The sequence below is a fragment of the Paenibacillus sp. J31R34 genome (assembly GCF_059383715.1).
Genome location: NZ_JBXENU010000002.1, coordinates 26,055 through 39,675 on the forward strand (window position 1 = coordinate 26,055; position 13,621 = coordinate 39,675).

The following is a 13,621-nucleotide window of genomic DNA, read 5'->3' on the forward strand; positions in this document are numbered from 1 at the left end:
AAAAGCAATGAAAAACGGCTCTCCTTATCGGAGAGCCGTTTTTCATTTATCTATTGGGCCACATGGATCAGCCGCCTGTGCGGGCAAGCTCTTTCATGCTGGCTTCAAATGCTGACAGCAGCGCTGCATCTTCCGTCAAACCGGAATCTTCAGCTTTGCGGATATACTCCAGCATTTTCTTATAATCTTTTGGAATGACTTTTACGAAATTCGCAAGCGATAGATCCCAGTCATTCAGCACACGACCACCAATAGCGCTATCCGTATAGGCAACATGGCGTTCAATCATGCCGCGTAATTCGGCAATGTCGACTTCCTCTTCAAGACGCTCCAGCAATACCATTTCGATATTGCAATGCTTGTAGAAGTCGCCTTGCTCGTCATAGATGTAAGCAACACCGCCGGACATCCCAGCTGCAAAGTTGCGCCCAGTCTGGCCAAGAATGACGACTCTGCCGCCCGTCATATATTCACAGCCATGGTCGCCCACGCCCTCAACAACAACATTCACGCCGCTGTTGCGAACCGCGAAACGCTCGCCGGCAATACCGCGAATATAAGCTTCGCCGCTTGTTGCTCCGTAGAGTGCCGTGTTGCCGATAATGACATTTTCCTCAGCGACAAAGGTTGCTTTCGATGAAGGAGCCACAATGACCTTGCCACCGGAAAGTCCTTTACCTACATAGTCATTCGAATCGCCTTCCAGCGATAGCGTAATGCCTTGAGGAACGAAAGCGCCAAAGCTTTGGCCTGCCGAACCAACGAAGTGGAAGGAAATCGTATCCTCTGGCAAGCCCTTCGCGCCATAACGACGAGTCACTTCGCTGCCAAGCACCGTTCCCACAACACGGTTCGTATTCAAAATGGGGAATGTACCGCGTACTTGCTCCCCATTTTCCAAAGCGGCTTTCGCTGCTGGTACCAGTTCCTGAACGTCAAGGGACAAATCCAAACCATGGTTTTGCTCTTGCGCACAGTAACGAATAGCATCCTGAGATACTTCCGGTTGATACAATAGCGGCGACAGGTCAAGACCTTTCGCTTTGTAATGATCCGCCAGATGCTTCGCTTCAAGAATATCTACGCGGCCAACCATCTCCTGAATCGTGCGGAAACCAAGCTCAGCCATAATTTCGCGCAGCTCTTCACCAACAAAACGCAGGTAGTTGACCACATGGCTTGGATCACCCATAAATTTCGCGCGCAGCTCCGGATTTTGCGTTGCTACACCGACCGGACATGTGTCTAGTTGGCAAACGCGCATCATCACACAACCGAGCACAACTAGTGGTGCTGTCGAGAAGCCATACTCTTCAGCGCCGAGCAAAACAGCGATCGCAACATCGCGTCCGTTCATCATTTTGCCGTCTGTTTCAAGCGTAACACGATCACGCAGGTTGTTGATCATCAGCGTCTGGTGGGTCTCAGCCAGACCAAGCTCCCACGGCAAGCCCGCATGACGAATCGAGTTCATAGGAGAAGCGCCCGTTCCTCCATCATAACCGCTGACCATAATAATGTCGGCGCGGCCTTTGGCAACACCTGCTGCAATCGTACCAACGCCAACCTCAGATACGAGTTTAACGTTAATGCGCGCGCGCGGGTTCGCATTTTTCAAATCATGAACCAGCTCAGCCAAATCCTCGATGGAATAAATATCATGATGCGGCGGAGGCGAGATCAAGCCTACACCTGGCGTGGAGCCACGAACCTCGGCAACCCAAGGGTACACTTTGCGTCCTGGCAGCTGTCCGCCTTCTCCTGGCTTCGCGCCTTGCGCCATCTTGATTTGAATCTCATCCGCATTGACCAAATAGTTGCTCGTTACGCCGAAGCGTCCCGATGCCACCTGCTTGATTGCACTGCGGCGGGAATCACCGTTCTCATCCGGAATAAAGCGCGCTGGGTCCTCGCCGCCTTCTCCTGTATTCGAACGTCCGCCAAGGCGGTTCATCGCAATCGCCAGGCTTTCATGCGCTTCCTTGCTGATCGAGCCGAAGGACATCGCGCCTGTCTTAAAGCGTTTCATAATCGATTCCAGTGGTTCAACCTCTTCGATCGGAATCGCTGTTCTGCCATCCTTAAATCTCAGCAATGAACGAAGCATCATATGCTTCTTGTCCTCACCTTGAACAAGATGGGAGAATTTTTTGTAAAGCTTATAATCATTGGAGCGAGCCGCCATCTGCAGGGTATGGATCGTCTGCGGACTAAATAGGTGGTCCTCGCCGTCTTTACGCCATTGGTATTCGCCGCCGGATTCCAGCTCCGTTACACGGCCTTCCTGTTCAGCGTAAGCCAAGTTGTGATATTTCAGCGTTTCTTCAGCAATAACATCAAGTCCAATACCGCCGATACGCGAAGGCGTCCAAGTGAAATACTCATTAATGAGCTCCTCTTTCAAGCCAAGCGCCTCGAAAATTTGAGCGCCACGGTACGATTGAATCGTGGAAATACCCATTTTGGACAACACTTTAGTTACGCCTTTAGTAGCTGCTTTAATGAAGTTTTTGACCGCTTTCTCATGCGAAATATTTCTCAGCAAGCCTTGGCGGATCATATCGTCAAGCGTCTCAAATGCCAGATACGGGTTAACGGCACTCACGCCGTAGCCGAGCAGCAGCGCAAAGTGATGAACCTCGCGCGGATCGCCGGATTCAAGCAAAATCGCTACTTTAGTCCGCGTACCTTGGCGAATCAAATGGTGATGCAAAGCGGATACGGCAAGCAATGCCGGGATCGCCGCATTTTCTTTGTCGATACCGCGGTCGGACAAAATAAGAATATTATGCCCTTTGTCGATAACACGGTCTGCTGCTTCGCACATTTGCTTCAGTGCTGCGCGCAGACCCTCTTCTCCTTCACTAGCCGTGAAGAAGATCGGCAGCGTAATCGACTTGAAGCCCGGACGACGAACATGGCGTAGCTTCGCAAACTGCTCATTGGAAAGGAGCGGCGTCTCCAGCTTAATGTGGCGCGCACTTTCCGGCTCCGGCTTCAATAGGTTGCGCTCAGGTCCGATTGTTGTACCTACTGCAGTAATGATCTCCTCACGAATCGAATCGATTGGCGGGTTCGTTACTTGCGCAAACAGCTGTTTGAAATAGTTGTACAAGCGCTGAGGACGGTCTGACAATACAGCAAGCGGAGCATCGTAGCCCATCGAAGCAATCGGCTCCATGCCGCTGCTTGCCATAGGCTCAAGCACTTTGCGCAAATCTTCAAATGTATAGCCGAAAGATTGCTGGCGCTGCTGTACCGTCGCATGGTCAAGCTCCGGCAATTCCGGCGCATCCGGCAAATCTTCCAAATCGATCAAATGCTCGTTCAACCACTCGCGGTACGGCTGCTCCGTCGCGATTTGCTTCTTCACTTCCTCATCGGAGATGATGCGGCCTTCCTTCGTATCGATGAGCAGCATCATACCCGGACGCAGGCGATCTTTATACAAAATATCCTCTGGCGGAATAACAACGGTCCCCGCCTCGGAGCCAAGAATAATATGATCGTCCTTCGTTACGTAATAACGAGCTGGACGCAAGCCATTGCGGTCAAGGAAAGCACCGATCTGCACGCCATCTGTAAAGGCCATTGCAGCTGGTCCATCCCAAGGCTCCATTAGAGTGCTGTGGTATTCATAGAAAGCTTTTTTGTCATCATCCATGCCCTCGTGGTTGGACCATGGTTCTGGAACCATCATCATTGCCGCATGCGGCAATGAGCGACCGGACAAGTACAAAAATTCCAGCGTATTGTCAAACATCGCTGTATCCGAACCATCGGGATTAATAATCGGTTTAATTTTGTCCATGTCGCTGCCGAACAATTCGGTTTCAAACAGCGTCTGGCGAGCATGCATCCAGTTCACATTGCCGCGGAGCGTATTAATCTCCCCGTTGTGAATCAAATAATGGAACGGATGAGCACGTTCCCAGCTTGGGAAAGTGTTTGTACTAAAACGAGAGTGGACAAGCGCCATAGCTGTGACGACCGACTCATCATTCAGCTCCACATAGAAGGAGCCAACCTGCTCCGTCGTAAGCATGCCTTTATAAACGATTTTCTTCGTGGACAAGCTCGGGAAATAAAACATCTCTCCGCCTTCTTTGCCCGAGAAGCGAATGGCGATTTCCGCCCGTTTGCGAATGACATACAGCTTGCGCTCGAATGCCAAGACGTCCTTCAAGCTCTCGTTCTTACCAATAAATACTTGGCGGACAAAAGGCTTAACCGACTTAGCAGATTGACCGAGCTTTGCATCATTCGTCGGCACGGTACGCCAAGCAATGAGCGACTGGCCTTCTTCACGAATAATAGCTTCAAGATCGCTCTCCAGCGAACGGCGAACGTTCTCATCCTGCGGCAGAAACACCATACCTACGGCATATTCTCCTTCGCTTGGCAGTTCCACTTCCATTCGCTTCAGCTCATTTGCAAAAAACGCATGGGGGATTTGAAGCATAATTCCTGCTCCATCTCCAGTGTTTGGTTCGCTGCCTTGACCGCCGCGATGCTCCATATTCTCCAGCAACGTCAGCGCCTGGCGAATAATCTTGTGCGACTTTCTTCCTTTAATGTTCGCCACGAATCCCATGCCGCATGCATCTTTCTCAAATTGAGGATCATACAGACCTTGTTTCGGCGGTAATCCAAAAATTTTCTCTTTCATTGTGTGCAACCTTTCTATCAGAAGATTTTTGGGGCGTGCATAACAGAACCAAGCCGATCGCTGTGAGAACAAGCAGTTATGCTTCATCAAACAGGCTTATAGCTTGACAAGCGTAAACGGCTGAAGCCGTCCTTTGGTGGCAAAGCTGCCGTTTCACGATGAAATATAAGCCCATTTATAAGTGTGAAACTTATAAATGCTTATATTTTAGCAAAGCGGACAACAGAGATTATCCGCCAGCCTATCACTTTGCATAATTACTCATACGTCTGTATCCGATAGCGCGCCGAATAGATGTACACAAACTTTTTAGCTGCACTCGCAGGAAAACGTTCGTGTTATGTTGAATAAAATTAAGCAGCGCTGCGGGCATCGTTTGAGGTTGACCATATTCCGGGCTGTATTCCGCCACTTGCGATTATTACAGTATTTTAACATCAGGCCAAAACGGAATCAATTTAATATTTTCATAATTGTGATCAGAACGGCAATGTTCGTGTTCTTTCTGCAAACTTTATACACAATTATGCAAATGAATGAAAACCCGCTGCTACTATTTTATCAAAAGGAAGTGTCCATGTTGTCTGGAAAGTGGAGGAAAGTGTCGTTTCTATTTATAATTATCGGTTTATTGGTGGCTTCACCCGGCTTGAAAACAGCTGCCGCCGCAGAAAAAGAAGCGGAGTCCTATCAGATCGTCGCGCTTGGAGATTCACTAACTGCCGGCTATGAGTATGGCTTTGATGCAAAATCTGTACCATACGGCTACGTGGAGCACGTATACGAGCAGGCATTGTTCCAAGGGCTACGCGCGGAATATGTCAATTACGGTATTCTTGGCCTGACGACAAATGGCTTTAGCCAACTGCTTGGAGCGGTGTCAGAAGGTAAAACCGTCACGGTCAGCGACGTTCAGCCTGGACTGAAGGATCCTCGCGCCGCAGCTATCATTAGCGGAACTGCACAAATGCAAGGCAGCATTCGCGGCGCCGATCTGATCGTTATGACGATAGGAGGAAATGATTTGATCGGTATAGCCGCACAAATCACATCCACCACTACGAATGAGGAGAAAGCACAGCTGCTGCAAACGGCACTGACTCAATTTGAAACAGGGCTGAACGCTGGGCTGCAGGCGGCAACCGCACTCGCGCCAGAAGCAAAGTTCGTAATTGCCGATCAATACATGCCGATTCCGGCTACCATTACAGTTGGCGGTCTAAGCTTTCCCTTACCCGAAGATGCAGCACGCCTGCGTGAGTTTGAGTTGCAAGCGCTGAGCCAGCTTAATGAAAAGCTTAAAAGCATAGTAGCCACTACAAAAACAGCAGGATTCGATATTTCCATTACTGAAGTCAGCAAACCTTTTGTCGGCAAAGAGCTGGAATATACGTCGATTGCAAACAGTGACTTCCACCCGACCCGCCTTGGGTACGCGGCTATGGGTCAGACTTATTCTACCACAATATGGAATAAGTATTTGAGTGTTCGCACTCGCCCAGCGAATGTGCCCGTCTCTGTAGTCGTACGCGGCAAGGAGCTCGCAGCTTCATCCCCTGCCACCATGAAAAGCAACCGCACCTTCGTGCCGATGCGCGACATTACAGATGCCATTGGAGCAAAGCTTGTTTGGAACAAAACGAACCAAACCGCAACCGTTTCCTACAATAATCATACGGTAGCTTTTACAATTGGATCTTCTACTATCCTTGTTGATGGCGTGAAGAAAAAACTGAACAGCCCCGCTGCTTATTTGCAAAAGAGCGGCAAAGAACAAAAAACCTATTTGCCGCTAGCGGTCCTCTCCGAGGAGCTTGGCTTGCAGGTTACCTATCGCAGTACGCTTCAAGCTGTCTTCATCAACTAGCTTTAAGCTAAGTAAGCAAGCAAATGTAAGACCAGTCATAAATAAAACAAACGGCAGCCGTCCTAAGCGAACGACTGCCGTTTGTTTTACCCGATTAGCGCAGCACAATATATGAGCTGTATAAACGACTACTTATATTGCTTTCCAAGCTGCTCAAGCAAAGCAAGACCTTGTTCTGACCAGCGCTTCAACCGATCAAGCGTAGCCACTTCGGCCTCCAAAGCAGCACGCAGAGATTCGCGGTAATCCGGCACATGGCCGCTAAAGGTCTGCAGCTGGCGCAGCGGAATCATCGTCTTCTCTGTATAGGCCAGCGCCGGCCGCTCATGAAACAGCGGCACATCCGGCTCATACGGATGGTGCAAATCACCTTGCTGTGGATGCTTAAGGACAGCCAGCACCTTGAACAATGCACGGGGTCCATGCAATTCCATTACTTCTCCGACATATAGGCCCGATCTTACTTCCGCTTTCACAATGGCTCCGACTTCAAATGTGCTCCTTGCTTCTTCCATTAATTATGCCTCCTACTTAAGTGCCGTATGCAGCTTCTTTAACTAGCCACAACACCAGCTTTATTTTAAATGAAACGATCAGGATGTATAATCTGCTTCCGGTTGATGCCATTCTAATCATAAAGGACAATGGCGCAGGCAGGCAAGCTTAGAGCAAGGTTGCTTGCGACAGGTTGCTGCACCAGCATGTGGAGCAGGCCACCATGCGAACGCAGCAGCCATGACCGCTTACATTTTTATAACCTGGAATGACTTGTGTTCCCAACCTTGGAGACGTATTATGGAATTAGAAAAGTAGGTGACATTATGCGTAAGAAAAGAGTGCTGCTGCTCTCCGAGGGTTTCGGCTCGGGACATACGCAAGCCGCATATGCTCTAGCGGCGGGATTGCGCCAAATCAACCCCGAGATTCAAACCCGCGTTATTGAGCTGGGCAAATTTCTTAATCCGGTAGTCGGGCCATGGATTATGTCTGCTTATCGCAAAACCGTAAGCAAACAGCCAAAAATGGTCGGCCTGATGTATCGCAGCAATTACAAGAAATCGCTAAACCGCTTTACGCAGCTTGCTCTTCATCGCATGTTCTATACACAAACGTCACAGGTCATTTCCCAGTTGAAGCCGGATCTTATCGTATGTACGCATCCCGTTCCCAATGCAGTCGTAGGAAGGCTAAAGCGTCTTGGACTACATATTCCGTTGTACACGCTTATTACCGATTACGATGCCCATGGCGCATGGGTCAATCCGGAGGTCAGCAAATACCTGGTGTCTTCCCCGCTTGTGAGAAACAAGCTGATGGAGCGCGGCGTAATCCCCATGAATATTGAAGTGACCGGCATTCCGGTACACCCGAACTTCTGGACAACCTACGACAAGCAGGAGCTGCTGCAGAAATTCAACTTAAAGCCTATGCCTACCGTGCTTATAATGGGTGGAGGCTGGGGATTGATGTATGAAGACAATCTCCTAGAATATATGACCAAGTGGCGCGAAAGCATACAGTTGATTTTCTGCGTCGGCAGCAATGATAAGGTAAGGGAGAAAATGCTTTCGAGCACCATGTTCCAGCATCCGAACATTCAGGTGCTCGGGTTCACTAACGAGATCAGCAAGCTGATGGACATTGCCGATCTACTCGTGACGAAGCCGGGCGGGATGACCTGTACCGAGGGCATGAGCAAAGGAATGCCGATGCTCTTCTATGAACCGATTCCGGGACAGGAAGAAGAAAACTGCGAATATTTTATCCGCAATGGCTTTGGTGAAATGCTTGATTCTGCTGCAATGGTAGATAAGTGGTTTGCCATGATTCAGGAACCGTATACCTCAGGCCAATTCCGAGAAAGCTTGCTAACGAAGCGCAACCAACAATACGACCCGAAGAGCTGCCCGAATGCCGTCCTGCGTTTAATGCAGTGACGGCGTTTTTGTCAGACTCCTCGGCCAATCGATAAGGAGTGGAAAGCGAATGAAGGAACGCAGCATGGACGGTAAAACGATTATTTTACGGGTGGAAATCGATATTCAGCAAGCACAGTTCGGCAAGGCCGCGACGGCTATTGAGACTGCTGGCGGCGATATTATAGCGATTGATGTCATTCATACCGATAAAACAACGACCGTACGGGATTTAACCGTGAAAATGACCGAGGCTGGCACAGCCGATCGCATTTCCGCGGCTCTTGGCACGCTGCCCGGCATCCGCCTTCAGCACATTTCCGATCGCACCTTTCTGCTCCATCTCGGTGGCAAAATTACCGTTCAGCCAAAAACGCCGATTCAGAACCGCGACGATCTCTCGCGCGTTTACACGCCGGACGTCGCAAGAGTATGCCAAGCAATTGAACAGGATCCATCCAAGGCATTTACGCTAACCATTAAGCGCAATACCGTCGCTGTCGTCTCTGACGGCAGTGCCGTACTCGGGCTTGGCAATATCGGGCCATATGCCGCAATGCCTGTCATGGAAGGCAAAGCGATGCTGTTCAAGCAATTCGCAGACGTTGATGCGTTTCCCATTTGCCTCGATACCCAGGATACGGAACAGATTATACAAGCCGTCAAACAATTAGCGCCGGGTTTCGGCGGCATTAATCTAGAAGATATTTCCGCTCCGCGCTGCTTTGAGATCGAACGCCGGTTGCGTGAAGAGCTTGATATCCCTGTGTTTCACGATGATCAGCATGGCACAGCCGTCGTCCTGTTCGCCGCTATGCTGAACGCGCTCAAGCTGACGGGTCGAAACATTTCGGATACCCGCTTCGTTATATGTGGTATTGGAGCAGCAGGTACGGCTTGCACTAAGATGCTGCTTGCCGGCGGCGCAAAACATATTATTGGAGTCGACCGTGAAGGGATTTTAACCGCTGACCGCCGTTATGACAATAGCATGTGGCAGTGGTACGCCGAGCACACAAATGCCGAGAAGAAGACGGGCCATTTGGCCGAAGCGCTTGCTGGTGCAGATGTTTTTATTGGCGTATCGGCAGGCGGGATTTTGTCCAGGGCGCATGTTGAGTCGATGAATGCAGAGCCGATCGTATTTGCGATGGCGAATCCCGAGCCTGAAATTCGACCGGAGCTGGTCGAGGATATCGTTGCTGTGTTTGCAACAGGGCGATCCGACTATCCAAATCAAATTAACAACGTGCTGTGCTTCCCGGGGATTTTCCGCGGGGCACTCGATAGCCGAGCAACTACCGTTAATGAAGAAATGAAGCTGGCTGCCGCTGAAGCGATTGCTGCTGTCATTAGTGATGACGAGCTCAGCCCGATGTATATTATCCCCAGCGTTTTCAATGCCAAAGTCGTAGAAGAGGTACGCAAACGCGTCATCCATGCTGCTATCGAGAGCGGTGTAGCTCGCAGACATCCGCGCGAATAGCCTCACAGAAAGGAAGAAATGCTACATGTCTACAGCATCCTTGCAGCGGCGGGAAGCAATTCCCGAGCTGCAGATTGTTCGTGCAATGGCCATTCTAGGCGTATTATCGGTCCACTCGACCTCCTACGCTACGCTGAAAATGGTCAATTCCGGCTACTATTTCCTGTATAACTTTTTTAATATATTTATGAAGTTCGGCACGCCGACCTTTATTTTTCTAAGCAGCTTCGTGCTATTTTACAATTACTATACGAGGCCGCTGGATGCCAAGCTGATTGGCTCCTTTTACAAACGCAGAGCGCTTTATATCATTATCCCGTATTTGGTATTTTCCATTATCTATTTCACTCTGCTGCATTACAACTACTATCCGAACAGGCCGCTCGATGAAACGTTAAGCAGCTTCTGGGATAAGGTGCTGACGGGTAACGCTTATACGCATTTGTATTTTGTATTTATCAGCATTCAGTTTTATTTGCTTCTCCCTTTGTTTCTATGGCTGCTGAAAAAGTTTCCGGCCTTGGTCAAATGGGCGATACCGGCAGGCTTTGCCATTCAATGGGCTTTCGTTCTCATTAATAAATACGTACTGACGACGCCGATTCCGAATAAGGGCAGCTATTCGCTATCCTACTTCTCCTACTATTTAATGGGAGCAGCGATCGGTATCTATTTTCCGAAAATCAAGCATTGGATCATTATGAACAAACAAAATGCAACCAAATCGCGTGTTATCGCCTGGATTGCCCTTTGGTGCCTTTGGGTTGGAGCCGGCCTATGGCATGTAAGCATTTGGTATGATACGAGACTTAAAATCGACAGCTATCACTCGCTGCTGTATGAGTTTTTATGGAATATGCATACCTTCTTCTCGGCGCTTGTGCTGCTGCAGCTCGGGTTTCTGCTTTACCGCAAGGCAGCGCCTTGGCTAGTCTCACTGCTCTCAAAGCTTGGCGCTTTATCGTTCGGCATTTATTTGGTTCATCCGTTCATCCTGTTCTACTACCGCGAATATCCGCCTGTGACCGGCAATTCCTTGCTGCTGCACAGCTGGTATGTAGGCGGCTATGCAGCTGCGCTCGTCGGTTCTTGGATTATCGTTTCATTAGCTGCACGGTTTTTGCCTTTCTCCTGGGTGTTGTTTGGCAATTTGCCAAAGCCGGGAAAACGACCGCAAACGCCAAGTGCGCCGCAAAAAGACTTTACAGCTTAACGTTGGATTTTCTCAATGAACAGCCTCCGGCATCCATCGCTGCTTTGCAATGGTGGACGGAGGCTGTTTTAATAATAGGCTTTATAAAAATAGTTTTACCCCTTGCTCACCCTACAGCGCGCTGCCTCCATACAGGAAACGATATTCCCAATGCGTGCCTGCTATGCTGCTAATCGTTACGCCGCCCGCCTCATTGGAATATGTATGCAAAATTTTGCCGTCTCCCAAATAAATGCCGTCATGCGTAATAGTGGCTGACGATTTATTCGTGCCCGCATAGGCAGAAGCTTTACTTCCCTTATAAGACATGAAAAACATAATATCGCCACGCTTAAGCTGACGCCAGTCCGTCACAGCTTTCCCTCGCTGCGATACATACTCCCCTTGCCCCCTCGAATCAGCGGGCAGCTTAATGCCTACTCCATCTAGAAAAGCCTGTCTTACAAAATCCGAGCAATCAAATGTTGCCGTCGTGCTGCGGCTTGAGCCGTATTCATAGGGGGTGCCTAAATATTTGAGCCCCGCCGCAATGACGCTTTCCACAGATCCGGTCGACGGTGCTGTAGTGCCAGGCGATCCGCCTGAGCTGCCTGAGATGCTAATATATTGGGATTGAGAGCTGACATAGCCAGCTTGTCCAGAAGAATCTTTAATCTCATACCAGCTGCCGTTTGGCTGCGATACAATTACTACCTGTTCACCAGCCTGCAAAAAGCGGATACGGCTAGCCGAAAGCGAAGCGCCTGTCCGGAAGGATACCGATTTTTGAATGGTACCTGTTGCCGCGTTCGGAGTCGATACGGAGGACACTGAGAAATAGGAAGGCGAAGCATAGCCCGTCCGGCCAGAGGAATCCTGAAGCTTGTACCAATACGTGTTAGACGCATCTAGAATCGTGACCTGTTCTCCTTTTTTAAGCATACGAATAACGGGAGCTGAGGCCGATGGTGCGCTGCGGAAGTTCACGCCTGCATCTACGGTCGCGCTCTGAGCAGCCAACACTGTGGGAATTGAAGCCGAGACAGAACCCAGTAATAGAGATGCGGTAAAAGCTGCGGTGAGCATCCTTTTTTTCATGGTGTGTTTCAAGCTGTACGCCTCCTTGGTTGTTTGAGCATAAATAAATGGTGCTTCAACCATTGTAGAGGCGCCCACTTGCTGCCAGCATCAACCTTTTTTCCTATTTGCCAATTTACCAAATTGGTAAATTGGAAGCATTAAAATTTCGCAATAAAAAACGAAGAGGCCTTCGCAATAGCGATTGGCCTCTTCGTTAAAAGCTCTGTAACTACTGCTGTTACTCACTTTAATGCTTTATTTCCCCGTCCCAGAAAGCATGACTATAGTCGCGATAATGAATTGAGACTAAAGTATCAACTGGATTGGTTTATTTTACCTTGGGAACAATTACATCCCTTTTATTCGACATGTTTTTCGGCATTTGGCTCAAATTTAGCATTCTCCAGCTCATGGGGCTCTACATGGACATGCACACTCATAATATTATGCTTGCGCTCCATGCGATGCTCAATTTCATCACAAATGACATGGCTTTCGATCAGTGTGAGCTCAGGATCAACCTGTACTATAACGTCAACCAGCACATTGCTGCCATGAACGCGGGCTTTAATATCCTTAATGGATTTAACCCCTTTCGTACGTTCAATCGTCGCCCTGAGCGTCGTCAGCTCATTCTCATCAAAGCCATCCGTCAGCGCATGGGTCGAGCTGTAGAAAATTTCCCAAGCCGTCTTGCAAATAATAATACCAACCGCAATTGCCGCTACTGGATCAAGCCAAGGCAGGCCGAACTGGGCGCCGATAATGCCAATCGCAGCTCCTGTACTGACGAGCGCATCTGATAAATTATCCTTTGCCGCCGCCATAAGCGCCTGATTGTTAATTCGCTTCGCCAGCCGCCGATTGTAATAATAAACGCTCAGCATGACGACAGCAGAAAAGATGGCGATCCACGCCGAGTTAAGGGATGGCGCCGCTTCTTTACCCGACCAAAGCGAACCGACAGCTGTAATCAATACTTGAATGCCGACCGTTGCCATAATAAAGGACGCAATCAGCGCGGCAATCGTCTCTGCCCGAAAATGTCCATAAGGATGATCTTTATCCGGCGGCTTCTGTGAAATTCGCAAACCGATAAGTACCGCCAGCGAGGCCACAATATCCGTTAAATTGTTAAAGCCATCCGCAACGAGCGCTCCAGAAGCAAAATAGTAGCCGCCTCCTAGCTTTAGTGCGGTCAGCGTCAAATACGTCACAATGCTGAGCCAAGCACCCTTCTCGCCCTGCTTGATTTTTTCATACTGATCCAAAGCGTCCTTACCTCATTTCCTAATGATCTCCAAGTAAAGGTATCATACCCGACTAAACCAGAGTGGGTCTAGAGAAACAGTGTTGACCTTATGCGTACTTTTATGCAGCAGGGCAACACTTTACCTTGGAAATCGCATAG

General features: G+C 49.2%; 8 protein-coding genes. 4 read left to right on the forward strand and 4 right to left on the reverse strand.

Features of this window, described 5'->3' with window-relative positions; all coding sequences use genetic code 11:
- Positions 1-67 precede the first annotated feature (67 nt).
- Positions 68-4,669 (reverse strand): glutamate synthase large subunit, encoded by a 4,602-nt coding sequence (gene gltB / locus AC50YG_RS05675; protein ID WP_341281406.1) that lies wholly within the window; start codon positions 4,667-4,669, stop codon positions 68-70.
- Between the two features lie 580 nt (positions 4,670-5,249).
- Here gltB and AC50YG_RS05680 point away from each other — a divergent pair.
- Positions 5,250-6,536, forward strand: coding sequence for an SGNH/GDSL hydrolase family protein (locus tag AC50YG_RS05680; protein ID WP_494825362.1), 1,287 nt, complete (start codon positions 5,250-5,252; stop codon positions 6,534-6,536).
- A 128-nt stretch (positions 6,537-6,664) separates the two neighbouring features.
- On the opposite strand, the gene kapB is transcribed toward AC50YG_RS05680, so the two are convergent.
- Positions 6,665-7,051, reverse strand: coding sequence for a kinase-associated lipoprotein KapB (kapB, locus tag AC50YG_RS05685; RefSeq protein ID WP_494825363.1), 387 nt, complete (start codon positions 7,049-7,051; stop codon positions 6,665-6,667).
- Positions 7,052-7,357: 306 nt separating this feature from the next.
- Here kapB and AC50YG_RS05690 point away from each other — a divergent pair, with 306 nt between their 5' ends.
- Genes AC50YG_RS05690 through AC50YG_RS05700 form a run of 3 tightly spaced genes read left to right on the forward strand, consistent with a single transcriptional unit; the run spans position 7,358 to position 11,151 of the window.
- The gene (locus AC50YG_RS05690) at positions 7,358-8,473 is read left to right on the forward strand and encodes an MGDG synthase family glycosyltransferase (protein WP_494825364.1); all 1,116 of its coding nucleotides are present in this window, start codon (positions 7,358-7,360) and stop codon (positions 8,471-8,473) included.
- Positions 8,474-8,522: 49 nt separating this feature from the next.
- Positions 8,523-9,938 carry an NAD-dependent malic enzyme gene (locus AC50YG_RS05695; protein WP_494825366.1) on the forward strand — a complete coding sequence of 472 codons (1,416 nt, stop codon included), beginning with the start codon at positions 8,523-8,525 and terminating at the stop codon, positions 9,936-9,938.
- Between the two features lie 25 nt (positions 9,939-9,963).
- Positions 9,964-11,151, forward strand: coding sequence for an acyltransferase (locus AC50YG_RS05700; RefSeq protein WP_473758372.1), 1,188 nt, complete (start codon positions 9,964-9,966; stop codon positions 11,149-11,151).
- A gap of 111 nt (positions 11,152-11,262) precedes the next feature.
- On the opposite strand, the gene AC50YG_RS05705 is transcribed toward AC50YG_RS05700, so the two are convergent.
- Together AC50YG_RS05705 and AC50YG_RS05710 are read right to left on the reverse strand one after the other, a co-directional pair.
- Positions 11,263-12,240: a C40 family peptidase gene (locus AC50YG_RS05705; RefSeq protein ID WP_494825368.1), complete on the reverse strand. Its 978-nt coding sequence runs from the start codon at positions 12,238-12,240 to the stop codon at positions 11,263-11,265.
- Between the two features lie 329 nt (positions 12,241-12,569).
- Positions 12,570-13,481 (reverse strand): cation diffusion facilitator family transporter, encoded by a 912-nt coding sequence (locus AC50YG_RS05710; protein WP_494825370.1) that lies wholly within the window; start codon positions 13,479-13,481, stop codon positions 12,570-12,572.
- Positions 13,482-13,621 lie beyond the last annotated feature (140 nt).

Excerpts from the sequence above, each read along its gene's own strand:
- kapB (WP_494825363.1), bottom strand. The coding sequence starts at position 7,051 with ATGGAAGAAGCAAGGAGCACATTTGAAGTCGGAGCCATTGTGAAAGCG.
- AC50YG_RS05700 (WP_473758372.1), top strand. The coding sequence starts at position 9,964 with ATGTCTACAGCATCCTTGCAGCGGCGGGAAGCAATTCCCGAGCTGCAG.
- AC50YG_RS05695 (WP_494825366.1), top strand. The coding sequence starts at position 8,523 with ATGAAGGAACGCAGCATGGACGGTAAAACGATTATTTTACGGGTGGAA.
- gltB (WP_341281406.1), bottom strand. The coding sequence starts at position 4,669 with ATGAAAGAGAAAATTTTTGGATTACCGCCGAAACAAGGTCTGTATGAT.
- AC50YG_RS05690 (WP_494825364.1), top strand. The coding sequence starts at position 7,358 with ATGCGTAAGAAAAGAGTGCTGCTGCTCTCCGAGGGTTTCGGCTCGGGA.